A 19,012-nucleotide genomic window follows, 5' to 3' on the forward strand; every position below is an offset into this window, starting at 1 on the left:
GAGCGGGCGGAACGGGCACGCTGCCCTGGTGCTCCGCCCGTCCCGGCTACCGGTCCTCCGCCTCCTGCGGACGGTCCTGCGCGTCGTCCTGCTCGGCAGGCGGCGCACCGGCCGGCGCCACGACGAGGCCCACGGCTCCCGGGCCCACGTGGGCGCCGATGGCCGCACCGAGCTCGCTGACGTACAGCTCGCGCAGTCCGGGGATCCGCTCCTCGAGCTCGGCGGCCAGCCGCTCGGCCCGCTCGGGCGCGGCCAGGTGGTGGACGGCGACCATCACGGGCCTCCCCGCGGCGGCCTCCACCCCCCGCTGCACCAGGCGGACGAGGGCCCGGGCCGCCGTGCGCACCTTCTCCAGCGGCACCACCTGGCCGTCGGCGACGTGCAGTACCGGCTTGACCGACAGCGCGGTGCCGATCATCGACGCGGCGTGCCCGATGCGGCCGCCCCGGCGCAGGTGCTCGAGGGTGTCCACGACGAAGAGCGTGCGGGTCGCGGCGGCGGTGTCCCGCGCAGCCGCGGCCACGGCGGCCAGGTCCGCGCCGCGCGCCGCCGCGCGGGCCGCGGCGAGGACCGCGAAGCCGTTGCCCATCGCCGCGGAGCGGGAGTCCACCACCGTCACGACGTGCTCCCCGACCTGGGCGGCGGCCAGGCGGGCGGCGTCCACCGTCCCGGAGAGCTCCGCGGACAGGTGCACCGAGACGATCCGCTGGGCTCCGGCGTCCAGCCGCCGCCGGTAGGCGGCGACGAAGTCCCCGGGCGTCGGCCGGGAGGTCGAGACGCGCTGGCCGCGGACGCCGAGGGCCCGGGCGACGTCCGCCGGCCCGATGTCGTCCCCCTCGCGGCCGGAGTGCCCGGCCATGACGACGTACAGCGGCACGACCTCGACCGCGTACTGCTCCACTAGCGGGGCGGGGAGGTAGGCCGAGGAGTCCGTGACCACGGCGACGGGCTGCGGCCGCGCCTCGCCCGCGGCCGCGGGCGGCCGGCCGGGGGCGGGCCCGGCGGGCGGGCTCACAGGGCGTCGGCGTCCTGCGCGGGACCCGGCGCCCCCTCCTCGGGGCTGGCTCCGGCGTCCGGGCGGCGGGCGCCGGGCCGCGGTACCGGGCCGTCGGGCAGGTCGGGTGCGGAGGTGTTGTGCCGCAGCAGCCGCCACCGGCCGCTCTGCTCGGCCAGTTCGCTCCACGCGCAGTTGGCCAGGGGGCCGAAGACCCGGCGGTGCTCCGGGCCCAGCCGGAGCAGGGCCTCGATCAGCCGCGCGGAGGTCCCACCGTGGGTGACGACGACGGCGGCCGGCGCCTCGGGCAGCGCGCGCAGCGCGGCCAGCGCCCGGGCCGGGACGTCCGCGGCGTCCTCGCCGCCGCGTCCGACGATGGGCCGCCCGGCCAGCCAGTCGGCGTACTGCCCGGGATGGCGTTCGGCGACCTCCTGCCGGGTCAGCCCCTCCCAGGAGCCCATGCCGACCTCCCGCAGCCGGGCGTCCAGCCGCAGCGGCACCCCGAGCACGTCGGTGAGCGCCACCGCGGTCTCCGCCGCCCGGCCGAGGTCGCTGGAGACCACGAGGGTGCCCGCGGGCAGCGGCGCGGCCAGGTGCGGGGCGGCGCGCCGCGCCTGGCGGCGGCCGACGTCGTCCAGCGGTGGGTCCAGCTGCCCCTGGAACCGGCCCGCGGCGTTCCACTCGGTGCGCCCGTGCCGCCAGAGGACCAGCCTGGGCACCGGCAGCGCCGGGACGTCGCTCACCTGCCGGTCGCCTCCGGCTCGTCCGCCTCCGGCGCTCCGCCGGCCGGGGCCTCCGCGGGCTCGGGCCGCAGCGGCGTGGGGTCGGCGCCGGTCGGGTCGACGTCGTCGGCCGAGAGCGTCGCGGTCCCCCCGGTGGCCGCCCCGTCGGACGGGGCCGCGGCGGGCGGTGCGGCGCGGTCGACGAAGGGGATGGTCGGGCAGTCCTTCCACAGCCGCTCGAGCGCGTAGTAGGCGCGCTCCTCGGCGTGCTGCACGTGGACGACGACGTCGACGAAGTCGAGCAGCACCCAGCGCGCCTCGGCCACACCCTCGCGGCGCACCGGCTTGACGCCGTGCTGCCGGAGACGCTCCTCGACCTCGTCGACGATCGCCTGCACCTGGCGCTCGTTGGGCGCCGAGGCGAGCACGAAGGCGTCGGTGATGGCCAGCCGCTCGCTGACGTCGACGATCGCGACGTCGGTCGCCAGCTTGTCGGCGGCGGCCTGGGCGGCCAGCAGTGCGGTCTCCCGCGCCTCGGTCGAGGCGGTCATCGGGGTACCTCCTGGAGATCGGTGGTCGGTGGTTCGGGAGACGGGCTGTCGGTCTGCGGAGCGGTCGCCGGCGGCCGGTCGTACGTGGGGCGGTCCCCGGCCGGCGGGGCCGCGCCGTGGGGCACGCCCTCGCGGGCGACGGGCCGGACGCCCGGGCGCGCGTGGTAGAGGCCGCGCTTCTCGATGTACTGGACGACGCCGTCGGGCACCAGGTACCAGACCGGCATCCCCCGGCCCACCCGGTCCCGGCAGTCGCTGGAGCTGATCGCCAGCGCCGGCACCTCGACCAGGCTGACCGCCCCCTCCGGCAGGTGGGACGCGCCCAGGTCGAAGCCCGGGCGGGTGACGCCGATGAAGTGCGCGAGGTCGAAGCAGCGGTCGCTGTCCCGCCAGCTGAGGATCTGGGAGAGGGCATCGGCGCCGGTGATGAAGAACAGCTCGTCGTCGGGCCGTTGCCGCTGCAGGTCGGTGAGCGTGTCGATCGTGTACGTGGGCCCGCCGCGGTCGACGTCGACCCGGCTCACCGAGAACCGCGGGTTGGAGGCGGTGGCGATGACGGTCATGAGGTAACGGTCCTCGGCGGGGGCCACGTGCCGGTCGCTCTTCTGCCACGGCTGGCCGGTGGGCACGAAGACCACCTCGTCCAGCCCGAACAGCACCGCGACCTCGCTCGCCGCCACGAGGTGCCCGTGGTGGATGGGGTCGAACGTCCCGCCCATCACCCCGACCCGCCGACCTGCCACCGATCGAGCCTAACCGGGCGGGTCCGGGACCGGCCCGCGAGGACCGGCCCCGGACAGCGGGCACGGGCCTCCCCGCCCGGAACTCCGCAGCGGGGCCCAGCACGGGTCCTGCACGACCGGCTCCCCCGTGCTGCCGGCCGCGGCCGGCAGCGGCCCCGCGGACACCGGGACCGCCACCGGCGCCGGGACACCCGGCACCCACCGGGTGCAACGAGCCCCGGTGGACCGGGTTACGGCCGGCCTAGAGAGTGGTGACGAAGTCCGCGAGCTGGGCGGCGTTGCGGCACTCGACCATGTCGACCACCTCGCCGTAGCGGTCGGCGGCGGAGTCCCCGCTGCCCCACAGCCGGCGCGGCTCGGGGTTGAGCCAGTGCGCCGTGCGGGCGCGGCGCACGAGGTCGGCCAGCACCGGGATCCCCGGCGGGCGGTAGTTGGTGCGCCCGTCGCCCAGCACGAGCAGCGACGTCTTCGGCCCGACCGCGGAGGCCCAGCGGTCGGCGAAGACCTCGAACGCCGTGCCGTAGTCGCTGTGCCCGTCGAAGCCGACCACGTCGGCCTCCCGCCCGATCCGGGCGACGGCGTCGGCGGCGTCGGCACCGGGACGGAAGAAGCGGGTCACCTCGTCGGTGGAGTCGACGAAGGCAAACGCCCGCACGCCGGAGAAGTGCTCGCGCAGCGCCTGGGTCAGCATCAGGGTGAAGTGGCTGAAGCCGGCCACCGAGCCGCTGACGTCGCAGAGCACCACCAGCTCCGGCTTGTGCACCGCGCGCGGCCGGTGGTGGGTCACCACCGGAACGCCTCCGGTGCCCAGCGACGCGCGGACGGTCTTCCGGAAGTCCAGCCGGCCCTCCCGGCCCATCCGCCGCCGCGCCGACAGCCGCACGGCCAGCCGGCGGGCCAGCGGGGCGACCGTGCGGCGCAGCTCGGCGAGGTCCGCGGCCTGGGCGCGCAGGAAGTTGACGTGGTCGGCCAGCGGGCGGACGGCGTTCTTCGCGACCTTGTCCCGTCCGCGCTCGGCCGCCGTCCGCCGCCGCACCTCGGCCTCCACCGCGGCGCGGAAGGCGGCCAGCCGCTCGCGCACGGTCTGCCGGGCGACCTGCTCGGCCAGCCTGCCGCGCTCGCCGTCCCCGAGCAGGCCGGCCAGCAGCTGGGCGACCAGCGTGTCCGGCGAGAGTGCCCGCATCACCCGGTAGCTGAAGAAGGACTGGCCCGACGGCGACGGCGCGGTGCGGCCCAGCTGGTCGACCGCCTCGCGGGCGAAGCGGCGCAGCGCCTCCTCGTCGCCGTCGAGCAGCAGCCGGGACAGCTCCTCGCGCATGAGCTGGGCGAGGTCGGTGCCGTCGGGCAGGTCGAGGGTCGACCCGGCCGCGGATCCCTCGCCGTCGCCGTCCTCGTCGGCATCGGGTGCAGGCCGGTCGGACAGCGGCCACCACAGGTCGAACAGCACGTCGTACGCCGGCCGCTGGGCCGCCCGCTGCAGCAGGACGGCGGCCAGCCCGTGCCGGAGCTGCTCGCGGTCCAGCAGGTCGACCACGGTGAGGATCTCGGCGGCGTCGACGGCCTGGCTGATCCCGACCGGGATGCCGGCGTCCCGCACCGCGCGGACGAACCCGTCGAGGTGGCCCGCGAGCCCTCCGGCAGTGGTCGGCCCTGCCATCAGTTCAGCCGCAGCTCGGCCGCGGCCCGATCCTGGTCGCTGGCGTGCTTGAGCACCACGCCCAGCGTCGACCGGACCGCCGGCTCGTCGAGGGTGTCCAGCCCCAGCTCGAGCAGCGTCTGCGCCCAGTCGAGGGTCTCGGAGATCGACGGCGACTTCTTCAGCTCCAGCGCGCGCAGCGCCCGGACGGTGCGCACCAGCTGCTCGGCCAGGCCGGGGGCGAGGTCGGGCACCCGGGACAGCACGATCTCGCGCTCCCGCTCGGCCGACGGGTAGTCCAGCGCCAGGTACAGGCAGCGCCGCTTGAGCGCCTCGGACAGCTCGCGGGTGGCGTTGGAGGTGAGCACCACCATCGGTCGGCGCACCGCGGTGACCGTGCCGAGCTCGGGGATGGTCACCTGGAAGTCGCTGAGCACCTCCAGCAGCAGGCCCTCGACCTCGACGTCGGCCTTGTCGGTCTCGTCGATGAGCAGCACGGTCGGCTCGGTGCGCCGGATGGCAGTCAGCAGCGGCCGGGAGAGCAGGAACTCCTCGCCGAAGATGTCGTCGTGGACGGTGCCCCAGTCCGCGCCGTCGGTGCCCTGCGCCGCCTGGATGCGCAGCAGCTGCTTCTTGTAGTTCCACTCGTAGAGCGCCCGCGCCTCGTCCAGGCCCTCGTAGCACTGCAGCCGGATCAGCTCCGACCCGGTGGCCGCCGCCAGCGCCTTGGCGAGCTCGGTCTTCCCGGTACCCGCCGGACCCTCGACCAGCAGCGGCTTGCCCAGCCGGTCGGCGAGGAAGACCGTCGTCGCGATCTGCGCGTCCGGCAGGTAGCCCGAGGCCGCCAGCCGCTTGCCGACGTCGGAGACCGAGGAGAACTGCGGGGACTGCGACGGCGGGCGGGGCATGCGGCTCCTCGGGCGGGCGGGGGCGGCTCAGCGGGTGTGGCCGCTGCCGGTGACGACGTAGGTGGTGGAGGTCAGCTCCGGCAGGCCCAGCGGCCCGCGGGCGTGCAGCTTCTGCGTGGAGATGCCGATCTCGGCGCCGAAGCCGAACTCCCCGCCGTCGGTGAACCGGGTCGAGGCGTTGACCAGCACCGCGGCGGCGTCCACCCCGGCGGTGAAGTCGGCGATGGCCCGCGCCGAGTCGGCGACGATCGCCTCCGAGTGCCCGCTCCCCCACCGTTCGATGTGGTCCAAGGCCTGCGGGAGGTCGTCGACGACACGCACCGCCATGTCCATCGACAGGTACTCGGTCGCCCAGTCCTCCTCGGTCGCCGGGACGACGGCGTCGTGCGCGGCCCGGGCCGCGTCGTCCCCGTGCAGCGTCACGCCGGCGTCCACGAGCGCGGACAGCAGACGCGGCAGGAACGCCACGTCCCGGTGCACGAGCAGCGTCTCCGCGGAGTTGCAGACGCTCACCCGGTGGGTCTTGGCGTTGAGCACGATCGCCTCGGCGGTCGTGGGGTCGGCCGAGGCGTCGACGTAGACGTGGCAGTTGCCCTCGCCGGTCTCGATGACCGGCACCCGCGCCTCGCGCACCACCCGCTGGATCAGCGACGCCCCGCCGCGCGGGATCACCACGTCGACGAGGCCGCGGGCGTTGAGCAGCTCGCCCACCGAGGCGCGGTCGGCGGGCAGCAGCTCCACCGACCCGGCGGGCAGCCCGGCCTTCTCCGCCGCCTCGGTGAGGACGGCGACCAGGGCGGTGTTGGTGCGGAACGCCGACGCCGAGCCGCGCAGCAGCGCCGCGTTGCCGCTCTTGAGGCACAGGCCGGCGGCGTCGACGGTCACGTTGGGCCGGGCCTCGTAGACGATGCCGACCACGCCGAGGGGCACCCGGACCTGGCGCAGCTGCAGCCCGTTGGGCAGCGTCGACCCGCGGACGACGTCGCCGACCGGGTCGGGCAGCGCGACCAGCTGGCGCAGCGCGTCGGCCACGCCGGCGATGCGGCCGGCGTCGAGCCGCAGCCGGTCGAGGACCGAGGCCGGGGTGCCGTCGGCCGGGGCCGCCTCGACGTCGGCGGCGTTGGCGGCCAGCACCTCGTCGGCGCGCTCGACCAGCGCGTCGGCCATGGCGCGCAGGGCGCCGTCCTTGGTGTCGGTGGGCAGGGTGCGCAGCACCCGGGCGGCGGCGCGGGCACGCAGCGCCGCGGCGCCGATCAGCGGCAGGCCGGAGACGTCGGACACGCCCGCGAGCCTACGCGGGCGCGAGTGGCCTCCCGGCCGCGTCGGGCACGGACTGCGCTGGTGGGAGTGATCCCCATCCAGAGCGGGACGACACGCGCCCCGACCGCTGCCACCGCCCCGACCGCTGCCACCGCCCCGGCCGCCGACCTCGAAGCCCGGGCCCGTCGATGACGGACACCACCACCCGGAGGGGACGGGCCTGCCGCCGGCGCGCGGGTACCGCCAGGACCAGCCGGAGGTCTCCGGCACCGGCGCGGCCTGACCAGCCCGCTGAGCGGGCGGGTCACCAGACGGTGCGGATCGCCGGGAACCCCACCAGCGCGGCATCACTCGTGACGACGGGGAGGGACCCCAGCACCGCCTGGGCGACGATGACCCGGTCGAACGGGTCGCGGTGGGACCACTGCAACGTGCCGGCGGTGAGCGCGTGGTGCCCGGTGATGGGCAGCTCCTCCGCCCGCAGCCTCGCCAGGTGCTCCCGGTAACCGCTCACCACCGCGGCCGCGCCCTCCAGCTTGCCCAGGCGGTGCTTCGTGGCGATCTCCCAGGCACTGGCCGCGGAGACGTACACGGTGGTCTCCGGCGCCCGCACGGTCGCGAGGGTCTCCGCGGGGACGCGTTCCGGGTCCACCAGGACCCACAGCAGGGCATGCGTGTCGAGCAGGAGCGAGGTCACTCCCACCGGGCCAGTTCGTCGTCCGGGAGCGGCTCGGAGAATGCCTCGGGGACCGAACCCGCGACGAAGCCGACGGGGCGGGGCGCGGGCCCGCCGACCGGCACGAGCCGCACCACCGGCCGGCCGCCCCGTGCGATGACGACCTCCTCGCCACGCTCGGCGGCCGCGAGCAGCTGGGACAGCCGCGTCTTGGCCTCCTGCACGTTGACGTAGGTCATGCACAGAGGCTAGGTGCTGCCGACCAGGTTGGCCAGATCGGGTTGGCCAACCCCGCAGGATGCTGCCCGGCGCGGCTCGACCGGGTCCGATGGGCTCCTGCACGCCGCCCACTGAGCGGTCAGCGGTACGGGTCGGTGATCTCCCTCAGCCGCTCGAGGGCTGCGCGTAACTGCGCGGTGGCCTCCTCGCCGAGGTGGGCGGTCCATTCGGCCTCGACCTCGGCCTCCACCCGGCGGGCGAGCGCCACCAGCTCCTGGCCGCGCTCGGCGATCTGCACCAGCCGGGCGCGGGCGTCGGTGGGGTCGGGCACGCGGCGCACGTAGCCGGCGCGCTGGAGCTGGTCGACCAGGTGACCGGCAGTCTGCTTGGTGACCAGCGCCTGCTCGGCCAGGTCGGTCAACCGGGTGCCGGAGGGACCGATCCGGGCGGCGATGCGACCCTGGGCGAGCGTGATGTCGTCGAACCCCTCGGCCGCCAGCGTCGCGAGCAGCCGGGCCTCCATCGCCCGGTGCGGGTAGAAGCACAGCAGGGCCAGGTTCTGGTGCTCCTGCTCCCCGGGGTCCCGGCCCCGGTGGACACCGTTCTGCGGGACCTCGTCGCGAACGCTCACGGTCCCCCTTGACGTTGGTCAGATGATCTGACTGAATAGTCAGGCCATCGTACCAACACCCGAGGAGGTCGTCGTGGACCTCGACGACGTGTGGCGCACCATCGACGCCCAGCGGCTGAGCCTGGCCGACCTGCTCGACGACCTGTCGCCGGCCGAGTGGGCGACCCCGTCCCTGTGCGACGCCTGGCGGGTGCGCGACGTCGCGGCGCATCTGACACTGGCCCAGATGGGCCCGTGGCCCATGGCGGTCGCCGCGATCCGGGCGGGCGGCAGCTTCGACCGGATCATCCGGGACACGGCACTGCGGGTCGGCCCGCTGCCCGACGACGAGTACGGCCGGCGGATCCGGGCGATGGCCGGCTCGCGGCGGCGGGCGCCGTTCATCTCCCCCATCGAGCCGCTCACCGACGTCCTCGTGCACGGGCAGGACATCGCCGTCCCGCTGGGTCGCGAGCGGCCGATCCCGCCGGTCCCCGCGGCCGTGTCGGCCAGACGGGCCTGGGACATGAGTTTCCCGTTCGGGGTGCGCAAGCGGCTGGCCGGCCTGCAGCTACGGGCCACCGACGGCGACCTCGTGCTGGGCGAGGGCGCACCGGTCGAGGGCACGACCGGCGACCTGCTCCTGCTGATCACCGGCCGCACCGCCACGGTGCACCGGCTCTCCGGCGAGGGCGTGGAACGGCTGACGGCGGCGGACGGCCGCCGGGAGGAGTCGAGGAGGACGACATGACCCTGGGCGTGATCACGGACGTGTCCGCACCGGTGGAGCTCTACGACGCCGTGCACGCGGCGATGCTCGAGCGGACCGGCCCGGCCTTCGACGGCCTGCTGCTGCACCTGGTCCGGCCCACCGCGGACGGGTTCCAGCTCATCGAGGTGTGGGAGTCGCGCGAGGACTACGAGCGCGGGAACCGGGAGGTGGTCGGGCCGGTCTTCGCCGAGGTGCTGCAGGGGCAGGCACCCCCGGCCGCGGTGGTCACCGAGTTCGAGGTCCGCGGCCTGGTGCTGCCGCGGGCCGGCGTCGCCGTCTGACCGGGCGCATCCCGGCTCGTCGAGGAGGACCCAGATGATCTGGGCGGTGACCGAGGACGTGTCCCCACCGGCGGAGCCGTACGACCTGGTGGGGCTGTACGACACCGTGCACCGGCTGCTGCTGGAGCGCACCGGTGGGGCCTTCGACGGCCGACTGGTCCACCTGACCTGGCCGACCGCCGACGGGTTGCGGGTGATCGAGGTGTGGGAGTCCCGCGAGCAGTACGACCGCTACGGCCGCGAGGACATCGGGCCGCTGGTCGCGGAGGTCCTGGCGGGGCGGCCGTGGCCGACCGTGGTGGTCACCCCGTTCGACGTCCGCGGCCTGGTGGTCCCGACCGGCGGGGTGGTGGTCCCGGCCGGCGTGGCGGCCCGGTGAGGTGCTGGAACGGCCCCCTCGCAGGTGGAAGGCAAGGGGGTCCTTCGTTCAGTTGAGCGCGCGGGTCCCTGCGGGGAGCGTGCCGCCGCGCACCATCTCGACCGTCGCGTCCTGCAGCGCGGTGAGCGCCACCCGCTGGGTGAACGGTCCGGTGGACACCCGGGCCACCCCGAGTTCCTGCATCTCGCGGGCGGGCAGCGCGGCGCCCGGGACGCTGATCAGCGTCAGCTTGTTGCGGCCGAGGCCCTCGACGACCGCGGCGATCTCGTCGCGGTCGACCAGGCGCGGCACGAAGACGACCGGCGCACCGGCCTCCAGGTAGGCCCGGCCGCGGCGGATCGCCTCGGCGACGAGCGCACCGCGGTCGGCGCCCTCCGGGGCCCGGACGAAGGTGTCGGTCCGGGCGTTGAGCACGAAGTCGATGCCGGCGTCCCGACCGGCGCGCAGCACCGCCTCGAGGGCGGCCACGGCCTCGTCGAGCGGCTTCATCTGGTCCTCGAGGTTGCCGCCGACGACGCCCTTGTCGATGGCGCGCCGGGCGGTCTCCCCGGCGTCCCCGTAGCCGGCCTCCATGTCCATGCTCACCGGCAGGTCCACGGCGGCGGTGATCCGGCCGACCATGTCCAGGTGCAGGTCGAGCGGGATGTTCTCGCCGTCCTCGTAGCCGAAGGTCGAGGCGATGCCGTGGCTGGCGGTGGCCAGGGCCCGGACGCCCTCGGTGGCGGCGACCACCCGGGCGGAGACGACGTCCCACACGTTGGCGAGGACCAGGATCTCCGGGGCGGTGTGCAGGTCGAGCAGCGTGCGGGCCCGGGCGGCGAGGTCGGTCACGCCGGCCACGCTACGGCCGGGCCAGCCGGCGTGCCGGGCGAGCCGGGAGCGCAGACCACTGCGGACGGCGGGCCACTCGGCGTCGGTGATCGAGAAGACGACGGTGTCCCGCAGCGACCCGCCGGGCATCCGCCGGTGGTTGCGCAGCACGCCGTCCTGCTCGGCGCCCAGCCGCGCGATCGCCGTCCGGACTGGTGGTTGTGCCAGTGCGTGCGGAACTCCACCGCCAGGCAGCCCACCGCCTCGAAGGCGTGGCCGAGCAGGAGCAGCTCGCTCCCGGCGTTGACCCCGGTCCGCTGCGCGGAGGCGGCGGTCCAGGTGTGCCCGACCTCCAGCCGCCGGCGGTCAGGTCGAGGTTGCAGTAGGTGGTCGCGTCGACCGCGCCGTCGGCGTTGCGGCGGACGACGAACGGCAGCATCTCCCGCGCCGCCTGCCGGGCCAGCCGCGCCTCGACGTCAGCCACGGTCCCGGAGCGCTCGCAGCGCGGCCTTGCGGGCCTCGCCGGTGAGCCGGTCCAGGAAGACCTTGCCGTCGAGGTGGTCGACCTCGTGCTGCAGCGCGCGGGCCATCAGGCCGGTGCCCTCCAGCCGCAGCGGCTCGCCGTGCACGTCGAAGCCCTCGACGACGGCGTGCATCGCCCGCACCGTGGGCGCCCACAGGCCGGGGATGGACAGGCAGCCCTCGTCGCCGTCCTGGGTCTCCTCGGAGAGCTCCACGATCCGCGGGTTGACCACGTGCCCGATGCGCCCGTCGACGTTGTAGGAGAACGCGCGCAGCCCGACGCCGATCTGCGGCGCGGCCACGCCGGCCCGCCCGGGGTCGGCGACGGTGTCCTCCAGGTCGCGGATGAGAGCGGCCAGCTCCTTGTCGAAGCTGCGGATCTCGTCGGCGGGCGTGCGGAGGACCGGGTCACCGAGCTCGCGGATGGGACGGATCGTCACGGTCGGCAGTCTCCCAGTGCGGGTACCGGCAGGTGGACGGCGGGAGGTCGCCATGGAGCCACGCGCGGAGCCCCTGCGGCTCCCCACCGGGTACGGCACCCCGAGGACCACTCTGGACTGGGCCGCGGTCCGGTCGCGGCTCGCGTCGGCGCGGCAGTACTGGGTGGTCACCTGCCGGGCCGACGGACGGCCGCACGTCGTCCCCGTGGAGGGGTTCTGGCTCGACGACGTCTGGTACTACGGCGGCGGGGACGACGCGGTGCACGTCCGCACCGCCCGCAGGTCGCCATGCACCTGCCGGACCCCCAGCGCTGCGTCGTCGTCGAGGGCCGCGTGCGACCGGCCCGGCCGGACCCGGCGCTCGCCCGGCGGCTGGCGGAGGAGTCGCGGGCCAAGTACCCCGAGTACGGCGCCGGCGCGGACGCCTTCACGGGCGCGCTGGCGCTGGACCCCGTCCGCGTGCTGGCGTGGACGTCCTACCCCGCGGACGCCACCCGGTTCGTCTTCGCGCCCTGATCCGCGGGCTCACAGCGGTTCCCGGGTTGGCTGACGGAGGCGGTCAACTGACGAGATCGCGTGATGTCGCACGCTTCGAGGCGTTCAACCGTGCGAGATCACGCGATCTCGCTGCCGCGACAGCACGACCCGTCGACCAACCGGCACACCGTTGTCAGCCCAGGGACGGGCGACGCACGAGCACCATCTCGTCGCGGTGCACGATCTCCCGCTGGTACTCCGGGTCCAGCTCGCTGGTCTTGCGGCCCAGCAGCGGCGGCAGCTCGCGGGCGTCGTAGGCGACCAGCCCGCGGGCCACCACGACGCCGTCGGGGTCGACCAGCTCGACCGGGTCGTCGGCGAGGAACTCCCCCACCACGTCGGTGACGCCCGCCGGCAGCAGCGAGGCGCCGCGCTCCCGCAGCGCCCGGACCGCACCAGCGTCGAGCTGCAGCCGGCCGCGCGGGCGGGTGGCGAACCGCAGCCAGAACTGGCGGGCGCGGGGCCGCGGCCCCATGACGGCGAAGCGGGTGCCCACCGCCTCCCCGGACAGCGCGGCGGCGGCCTGGGCGGTGGAGGTGACGACGACGGGGACGCCGGCGTGCGCGGCGATCAGCGCGGCCTCGACCTTGGTCGCCATCCCGCCGGTGCCCACGCCGTTGCGGCGGGCGGTGCCGAGGGTGACCTCGCCGAGGTCCGCGGGGTCGCGCACGGTGTCGATCAGCCGCGCCGGGCCCTGCCGCGGGTCGCCGTCGTAGACGCCGTCCACGTCGCTGAACAGCAGCAGCGCGTCGGCGCGGGCGACGTGCGCGACCAGCGCGGCCAGCCGGTCGTTGTCGCCGAAGCGGATCTCCTCGGTGGCGACCGTGTCGTTCTCGTTGACGATCGGGAGGACGCCGAGGGTCAGCAGCCGCTCCAGCGTGCGCTGGGCGTTGCGGTAGTGGCTGCGCCGGGTGAGGTCGTCGGCGGTCAGCAGCACCTGGCCGACGGTGACCTGGTGCCGGGCGAACGCGTCGGCGTAGGTCTGCACCAGCCGCAGCTGCCCGACGCTGGCGGCGGCCTGGGCCGTGGCGAGGTCCCGGGGCCGGCCGACCACCCCGAGCGGGGCCAGGCCGGCGGCGATCGCTCCGGAGGACACCAGCACGACCTCGCGGCCCTGCGCGTGCACCGCCGCCAGGACGTCGACCAGGGCGGTCAGCCGCTGCTCGTCCAGCCCGCCGGGCAGGCTGGTCAGCGACGAGGAGCCGACCTTGACCACGACCCGCCGCGCGCCGGCGATGTCCTCCCGCGGCGTCACTCGTCGTCCTCGGGCAGGTCGTCGTCGGTCCAGGTCTCGGTGAGCTCGTAGGGCACCCGGCGGGCCTTCTTGGCGGCCAGCCGCTCCTCGGCGCGCACCCGGTGCGGGGCGTCGATGCGCGCGTCGGTGCCGCGGCCACCGAGGCCGGCGGTCTCCTCGACGCTGAGCGTGCCGGCGGGCAGCGTGGGCTCGAAGTCGAAGGCGACGTCGCCGATGACGATGGTGTCGCCCTCCTGCGCGCCGGCCTCCTGCAGGGCGTCCTCGACGCCGAGCCGGTTGAGCCGGTCGGCGAGGAAGCCCACGGCCTCGTCGTTGGTGAAGTCGGTCTGGCGCACCCACCGCTCGGGCTTGACGCCGCGGACGGTGAAGGCGCCCTCGTCGTCCGGGTCGCGCTCGACGGTGAAGCCGCTGTCGTCGACCGCCCGCGGGGTGAGGGTGACCCGCACCGGCTCGGGCTCGGGCAGCGCGGCCCGGTGCGCCTCCACCGCGTGCGCCAGCGCGAACCCGAGCTCGCGCAGCCCCTCGCCGGTCGCGGCGCTCACCGGGAACACCTGCAGGCCGCGCTCCTCGAGCGGCTCGCGGACCAGGTCCACCAGCTCGCGCCCGTCGGGCACGTCGATCTTGTTGAGGACGGCGACCCGCAGCCGGCCGACGAGGTCCTCCCGGTACTGCGCCAGCTCGTGCTGCAGCGCCTCGATGTCGCTCTCCGGGTCGCGGCCGGGCTCCATCGTGGCCATGTCGACGACGTGCACCAGGACCGCGCAGCGCTCGATGTGGCGCAGGAACTCCAGGCCGAGCCCGCGGCCCTCGGACGCGCCGGGGATGAGCCCGGGCACGTCGGCCATCGTGAAGACGGTGTCGCCGGCGCGGACCACGCCGAGGTTGGGCACCAGCGTGGTGAACGGGTAGTCGGCGATCTTCGGCCGCGCGGCGGACATCGCCGCGATCAGCGAGGACTTGCCGGCCGACGGGAACCCGACCAGGCCGACGTCGGCGATGCTCTTGAGCTCGATGACCGCGTCGAACGCCTCGCCCGGCTCGCCGAGCAGCGCGAAGCCGGGGGCCTTGCGGCGGGCGTTGGCCAGCGCGGCGTTGCCCAGGCCGCCCTTGCCGCCGTGCGCTAGGACGACGCGGGTGCCGGTGCCGACGAGGTCGGCGATCACCCGCCCGTCGGGCGTGCTGACCACGGTGCCGGCGGGGACCCGCAGCACGCGGTCCTCGCCCCGGGCGCCGTGGCGGTTGCTGCCCTCACCGGGGCGGCCGTTGCCGGCCTTCTGGTGCGGGCGGTGGTGGAAGTCCAGCAGCGTGTGCACGCTGGGGTCCACCTCGAGGACGACGTCCCCGCCGTTGCCGCCGTTGCCCCCGTCGGGGCCACCGAGCGGCTTGAACTTCTCGCGGTGGATCGAGGCGACGCCGTGCCCGCCGTTGCCGGCGGCGACGTGCACGACCACGCGGTCGACGAAAGCGGCCATGTCCGCGCCGCCTCCTGATCCTGGTCTGTCAAGCGCCACGAGCGCACGGGCCGGCGGCCCGTGCGCTCGTGGACGTCAGCTGAGTGGTTCTTACGCCTCGACCGCGGAGATGGAGACGGTCTTGCGCCCCCGCCGCGTGCCGAAGGTCACGGCACCGGGCTGCAGCGCGAACAGCGTGTCGTCGCCGCCGCGGCCGACGCCGAGGCCCGGGTGGAAGTGGGTACCGCGCTGGCGCACGATGATCTCGCCGGCCTTCACGACCTGGCCCCCGAAGCGCTTGACGCCGAGGCGCTGCGCGTTCGAGTCGCGGCCGTTGCGGGAGGACGAGGCGCCCTTCTTGTGTGCCATGTCGTCGTCAGCCCTTCGTGATGTCGCGGACCACGACGTCGGTGAGGGGCTGACGGTGCCCCTGACGCTTGTGGTAGCCGGTCTTGTTCTTGAACTTGTGGATGCGGATCTTCGGGCCCTTGCCGTGGCCGACGATCTCGCCGGTCACGGTCACGCCGGCCAGCGTCTCCGCGTCGCTGGTGACGGTGTCGCCGTCCACCAGGAGCAGGGCCGGGAGGGTGACGGTGTCGCCCGCCTCACCCGCGAGACGGTTGACCGTGAACCGGTCGCCCACGGCCACCTTGTGCTGCCGGCCACCGGCCTTCACGACTGCGTACACCACTGAACTCCTCGATCGCCTCTGTCATGTCCTGCGTGCGCCCGGGCGCCGGGTGCTGGACGGGCTGCCCGCCTCCCAGGCGGCACCCGCAGGTGCGCGGCACCGGGGCGGTGCAACCCGACCAGCGTACCCGAGCGGCGGGGACCGGGGCGAACAGGGGACCGACCCCTGCCCCAGCCCCTCCCGGGCTCAGGATGCCGGCGGGCCCGCCGGCCGGCTGGCGGCGCGGCGGCGGCGCGGGCGGGTCACCGGCGTGGCCGTCCCGCTGCCGTCGTCGGCCACCGGCGGCACGGTCTCCCCCGTCGCCCCGCCGGACGGCGGCGTCCCGTCCTCCGCCTGCTCCTCGGCGGGCTCGTCGTCCATCGGGCCGGGGTCGTCCGGGCCGGCACCGGCGGGCACGGCCTCGTCGTCGGACCCGCCCGCGCCCAGGGCCCGGTCCACCGGCTCGGCGAGCGACGGCTCGGCCAGCGCCTGCTGCGCGGGGACCGGCTCCTGGGCGACCTCGGCGACCGGCCCCTCGGCGGGTCCGGCGGCCGGCTCCTCGGCGACGGGTTCCGGTGCCGCCTCCGGGGTGACCGCGTCGGGCTGGGGAAGGACCCCCTCCTCGCCACCCCTCGCAAGCTCGGGGCGGTGCCCTGGAGAGGGCCACCGATCGGCTGTGTCGTCCGGCTCGCCGGTGGCGGCGAGCACCGCGGCGTCCTCGGCCGCGCGCTCCTCGCCCGACTGGCTGCGGTTGCGGCGGCCGCGGTTGCGCCGTCCGCCGCCGGAGCGCTGGCCCTCGCCGTCGCCGTCCGGGTTCCCCCCGGCCGGCGCCTCGGCGCCCACGGCCACGGTCTCGGCCGGAGCGGCGTCCTTCTCCTCGTCGCGGACGGTCGTCTCCCTACCGCCGCCGCGCTGCTGGTCGCGCCGGCCGTTGCCGCCGCCGGTGCCGCCCCCGCCGTTCCCGCGGCGCTTGTCGTCCACCGGGTCGACGTGCACGATCACGCCCCGACCGCGGCAGTGCTCGCACGGCTCGGAGAAGACCTCGAGCAGGCCCTGGCCGACCCGTTTGCGGGTCATCTGCACCAGGCCCAGCGAGGTCACCTCGGCGACCTGGTGCTTGGTGCGGTCGCGGCCCAGGCACTCGGTCAGCCGCCGCAGCACCAGGTCGCGGTTGCTCTCGAGCACCATGTCGATGAAGTCGATGACGATGATGCCGCCGATGTCGCGCAGCCGGAGCTGGCGGACGATCTCCTCGGCCGCCTCCATGTTGTTGCGCGTGACGGTCTGCTCGAGGTTGCCGCCGGAGCCGGTGAACTTGCCGGTGTTGACGTCGACGACGGTCATCGCCTCGGTGCGGTCGATGACCAGCGAGCCACCCGAGGGCAGCCACACCTTGCGGTCCAGCGCCTTGGCCAGCTGCTCGTCGATCCGCAGGTCGCGGAAGACGTCGCCCTCACCGGTGTGCCGGGTCAGCCGGCCGACCAGCTCCGGGGAGACGTGCGCGACGTAGGCCTCCACGGTGTCCCAGGCGTCGTCGCCCTGGACGACGAGCTCCTTGAAGTCCTCGTTGAAGACGTCGCGGATGACCCGGATGGCGAGGTCGGGCTCCCCGTAGAGCAGCGCCGGCGCATTGGACGAGGACTCCGCCTTCTTCTGGATGACCTCCCACTGCGCCTGCAGCCGGTTGACGTCGCGGGTGAGCTCCTCCTCCGAGGCGCCCTCGGCGGCGGTGCGGATGATGACGCCGGCGTCGTCGGGGACGATCTTCTTGAGGATGTCCTTCAGCCGGGTCCGCTCGGTGTCGGGCAGCTTGCGGCTGATGCCGGTCATCGAGCCGCCGGGCACGTAGACCAGGAAGCGGCCGGGCAGGTTGACCTGCTGGGTGAGCCGGGCGCCCTTGTGGCCGATCGGGTCCTTGGTGACCTGCACCAGCACCTTGTCGCCGGACTTCAGCGCCTGCTCGATGGAGCGCTGCTTGCCGGACAGCCCGGCGACGTCCCAGTTGACCTCGCCGGCGTACAGGACGGCGTTGCGGCCCTTGCCGATGTCGATGAAGGCCGCCTCCATGCTGGGAAGCACGTTCTGCACCCGGCCGAGGTAGACGTTGCCGGCGAAGGACGTCGCCTGCGCCTGGGTCACGTAGTGCTCGACGAGCACGTCGTCCTCGAGGACGGCGATCTGGGTGCGCTCGCCCCGCTGGCGGATGACCATCGTGCGGTCGACGGCCTCGCGGCGGGCGAGGAACTCGGCCTCGGTGAGGATCGGCGCCCGGCGGCGGCCGTTGTCCCGCCCGTCCCGGCGGCGCTGGCGCTTGGCCTCCAGCCGGGTGGAGCCGGTGACGCCCTTGACGTCGTCGTCGCTGGTGGTGCGACCGTTGCGGCCGGCCCGCTCGGGGCGGTCGTCGTCGCTCTCGGCGGCGGCCTCGCCGTTCTCCGCGCTGCTCCCGCGGCGGCGCCGCCGGCGCCGGCGGCGGGTGCTCGAGCCGCCCTCGCCCTCGTCGTCCTCGGCGGTGTCCTCACCGCTGTCGGTGTCGGCGTCGGTGTCCTCGTCGGCCTCGTCGGCGCCCTGCTCGTCGCCGGCGTCCTCGTCGCCGGCGTCCTCGTCGGCGGAGTCCTCGTCCTCGGTGTCGCCCGCGTCCTCGCCGCTGCGCCCGCGGCCGCGGCCCCGGCGGCCCCGACGGCGGCGCCGGCTGCCGGCCGACCCGTTGTCGTCGCCGTCCTCGTCCTCCTCGGCGCGGTCGTCGTCGGTGGTGTCGGTGTCGGTGTCCTCGACCGCCGCGCTCTCCTCGCTCCCGGAGCGGCGACGGGAGCGGCTGCGCCGCGAGCGCGGTGCCGGCGTCTCCTCGTCGAGGTCCTCGGCCGGCTCGACGTCGGCCTCCTCGAGAGCGGGCGACTCGGCCGGACGGCGGCTGCGCCGGCGCGGCGGGGGCGGCACGTCGGTCTCGGCCGGGGCGACGAAGCTCACGAAGGCCGGGACGGCCGGGGCCACGGGCGGCGGGGGCGTGTAGGCGCCGGGGTCGGCCGCGCCGGCCGGGCGGGTGGCCCGCCGGCGGGGACGGGCGATGACCGCGGTGGGCTCCGGGGAGCTGAACTGGGCGCCGAAGGGCGAGACCGGGGGCTCCTCGGGCTCGGTGGCCGGCTCCTCCTCCGGCGCCCCCCCTTCCGGCGTCTCCTGCTCCGGCGTCTCCTCGGCGGCGGTCGCCTCGCCGGCGTCGTCGTCCTCGGCGGCGGTCGCCTCGCCGGCGTCGTCGTCCTCGCCGGCCTCGGCGCCCTGGAGCTGGTCCTCGACCGGCTGCGCCTCGTCGACCCCGCCCTCCGGCAGGGCGGCGGGGTCGAGGCCCTCGTCGGCGGTGGTGGTGCTGTCCTGTGTCTGGTCGGCCACGCGTGGCTCGCCTCCTGTGTGGTGCTCCCGGGCGCCGATCGCTTCGACTGGCGGCCGCGCAGGAGCACGGGGTTGGGCGGGTCGGGCTGCCGCGCCGGGTGCGGCGGCAGGCTCGGCCCGCGAAGTCTGTGGGCCGGTGTCCGGGCGAGGAGTTGCCGCGGCCGGACACCGGGTGCTGCAGGTCTCAGGTGCTGG

21 protein-coding genes are annotated in these 19,012 nt (G+C 75.5%); 4 read left to right on the top strand and 17 right to left on the bottom strand.

Annotated features, from left to right (window positions below; translation table 11 throughout):
- Positions 1–46: 46 nt before the first annotated feature.
- The 10 genes from ACI78Z_RS10490 to ACI78Z_RS10535 all read right to left on the bottom strand — a co-directional run bounded on the left by ACI78Z_RS10490 (position 47) and on the right by ACI78Z_RS10535 (position 8,340).
- A complete protein-coding gene (locus ACI78Z_RS10490; RefSeq protein ID WP_457036475.1) occupies positions 47–1,015 on the bottom strand; it encodes a DegV family protein in 969 nt (322 codons plus the stop codon).
- Positions 1,012–1,737 carry a histidine phosphatase family protein gene (locus ACI78Z_RS10495; RefSeq protein WP_457036476.1) on the bottom strand — a complete coding sequence of 242 codons (726 nt, stop codon included), beginning with the start codon at positions 1,735–1,737 and terminating at the stop codon, positions 1,012–1,014. The genes ACI78Z_RS10490 and ACI78Z_RS10495 overlap by 4 nt, the downstream gene beginning before the upstream one ends.
- Entirely contained in the window at positions 1,734–2,267 is a 534-nt protein-coding gene (gene rsfS / locus ACI78Z_RS10500; RefSeq protein WP_457036477.1) for a ribosome silencing factor, read from the bottom strand. The genes ACI78Z_RS10495 and rsfS overlap by 4 nt, the downstream gene beginning before the upstream one ends.
- A complete protein-coding gene (gene nadD, locus ACI78Z_RS10505) occupies positions 2,264–3,010 on the bottom strand; it encodes a nicotinate-nucleotide adenylyltransferase (RefSeq protein WP_457036478.1) in 747 nt (248 codons plus the stop codon). Before nadD ends, rsfS begins: the two co-directional genes overlap by 4 nt.
- Before the next feature lie 241 nt (positions 3,011–3,251).
- Positions 3,252–4,667, bottom strand: coding sequence for a vWA domain-containing protein (locus ACI78Z_RS10510; RefSeq protein WP_457036479.1), 1,416 nt, complete (start codon positions 4,665–4,667; stop codon positions 3,252–3,254).
- On the bottom strand, positions 4,667–5,554 hold the full coding sequence (locus ACI78Z_RS10515; protein ID WP_457036480.1) for an AAA family ATPase: 888 nt from the start codon (positions 5,552–5,554) through the stop codon (positions 4,667–4,669). Before ACI78Z_RS10515 ends, ACI78Z_RS10510 begins: the two co-directional genes overlap by 1 nt.
- A gap of 27 nt (positions 5,555–5,581) precedes the next feature.
- A complete protein-coding gene (locus ACI78Z_RS10520) occupies positions 5,582–6,835 on the bottom strand; it encodes a glutamate-5-semialdehyde dehydrogenase (protein WP_457036481.1) in 1,254 nt (417 codons plus the stop codon).
- Between the two features lie 283 nt (positions 6,836–7,118).
- Complete coding sequence (locus ACI78Z_RS10525; RefSeq protein ID WP_457036482.1) at positions 7,119–7,511, bottom strand: type II toxin-antitoxin system VapC family toxin; 393 nt, start codon at positions 7,509–7,511, stop codon at positions 7,119–7,121.
- Positions 7,508–7,729 (bottom strand): type II toxin-antitoxin system Phd/YefM family antitoxin, encoded by a 222-nt coding sequence (locus ACI78Z_RS10530; protein ID WP_457036483.1) that lies wholly within the window; start codon positions 7,727–7,729, stop codon positions 7,508–7,510. Before ACI78Z_RS10530 ends, ACI78Z_RS10525 begins: the two co-directional genes overlap by 4 nt.
- Positions 7,730–7,848: 119 nt before the next feature.
- A complete protein-coding gene (locus ACI78Z_RS10535) occupies positions 7,849–8,340 on the bottom strand; it encodes a MarR family winged helix-turn-helix transcriptional regulator (protein WP_457036484.1) in 492 nt (163 codons plus the stop codon).
- Positions 8,341–8,413: 73 nt separating this feature from the next.
- Between ACI78Z_RS10535 and ACI78Z_RS10540 the strand changes: the two genes are divergently transcribed.
- Genes ACI78Z_RS10540 through ACI78Z_RS10550 form a run of 3 tightly spaced genes read left to right on the top strand, consistent with a single transcriptional unit; the run spans position 8,414 to position 9,751 of the window.
- On the top strand, positions 8,414–9,070 hold the full coding sequence (locus ACI78Z_RS10540) for a maleylpyruvate isomerase family mycothiol-dependent enzyme (protein ID WP_457036485.1): 657 nt from the start codon (positions 8,414–8,416) through the stop codon (positions 9,068–9,070).
- Positions 9,067–9,372 (top strand): hypothetical protein, encoded by a 306-nt coding sequence (locus tag ACI78Z_RS10545; protein WP_457036486.1) that lies wholly within the window; start codon positions 9,067–9,069, stop codon positions 9,370–9,372. The genes ACI78Z_RS10540 and ACI78Z_RS10545 overlap by 4 nt, the downstream gene beginning before the upstream one ends.
- Positions 9,373–9,406: 34 nt before the next feature.
- Positions 9,407–9,751 carry a hypothetical protein gene (locus ACI78Z_RS10550; RefSeq protein WP_457036487.1) on the top strand — a complete coding sequence of 115 codons (345 nt, stop codon included), beginning with the start codon at positions 9,407–9,409 and terminating at the stop codon, positions 9,749–9,751.
- A 48-nt stretch (positions 9,752–9,799) separates the two neighbouring features.
- On the opposite strand, the gene ACI78Z_RS10555 is transcribed toward ACI78Z_RS10550, so the two are convergent.
- Positions 9,800–10,732, bottom strand: coding sequence for an isocitrate lyase/PEP mutase family protein (locus ACI78Z_RS10555; protein WP_457036488.1), 933 nt, complete (start codon positions 10,730–10,732; stop codon positions 9,800–9,802).
- A 305-nt stretch (positions 10,733–11,037) separates the two neighbouring features.
- Positions 11,038–11,523 (bottom strand): peptide deformylase, encoded by a 486-nt coding sequence (def, locus tag ACI78Z_RS10560; protein WP_457036489.1) that lies wholly within the window; start codon positions 11,521–11,523, stop codon positions 11,038–11,040.
- A gap of 288 nt (positions 11,524–11,811) precedes the next feature.
- Here def and ACI78Z_RS10565 point away from each other — a divergent pair, with 288 nt between their 5' ends.
- Positions 11,812–12,039: a hypothetical protein gene (locus ACI78Z_RS10565; protein WP_457036490.1), complete on the top strand. Its 228-nt coding sequence runs from the start codon at positions 11,812–11,814 to the stop codon at positions 12,037–12,039.
- A gap of 154 nt (positions 12,040–12,193) precedes the next feature.
- Here the strand turns inward: ACI78Z_RS10565 and proB are convergent, their stop codons facing one another.
- The 5 genes from proB to ACI78Z_RS10590 form a co-directional block, all read right to left on the bottom strand.
- Positions 12,194–13,315 carry a glutamate 5-kinase gene (gene proB / locus ACI78Z_RS10570; RefSeq protein WP_457036491.1) on the bottom strand — a complete coding sequence of 374 codons (1,122 nt, stop codon included), beginning with the start codon at positions 13,313–13,315 and terminating at the stop codon, positions 12,194–12,196.
- A complete protein-coding gene (obgE, locus tag ACI78Z_RS10575; RefSeq protein WP_457036492.1) occupies positions 13,312–14,787 on the bottom strand; it encodes a GTPase ObgE in 1,476 nt (491 codons plus the stop codon). The genes proB and obgE overlap by 4 nt, the downstream gene beginning before the upstream one ends.
- A 90-nt stretch (positions 14,788–14,877) precedes the next feature.
- Positions 14,878–15,135, bottom strand: coding sequence for a 50S ribosomal protein L27 (rpmA, locus tag ACI78Z_RS10580; RefSeq protein WP_012947748.1), 258 nt, complete (start codon positions 15,133–15,135; stop codon positions 14,878–14,880).
- Between the two features lie 7 nt (positions 15,136–15,142).
- Positions 15,143–15,454 (bottom strand): 50S ribosomal protein L21, encoded by a 312-nt coding sequence (gene rplU, locus ACI78Z_RS10585; protein ID WP_457036493.1) that lies wholly within the window; start codon positions 15,452–15,454, stop codon positions 15,143–15,145.
- Between the two features lie 189 nt (positions 15,455–15,643).
- Entirely contained in the window at positions 15,644–18,817 is a 3,174-nt protein-coding gene (locus tag ACI78Z_RS10590) for an Rne/Rng family ribonuclease (protein WP_457036494.1), read from the bottom strand.
- Between the last annotated feature and the right edge of the window lie 195 nt (positions 18,818–19,012).

Source organism: Geodermatophilus sp. SYSU D01176, from assembly GCF_054050015.1.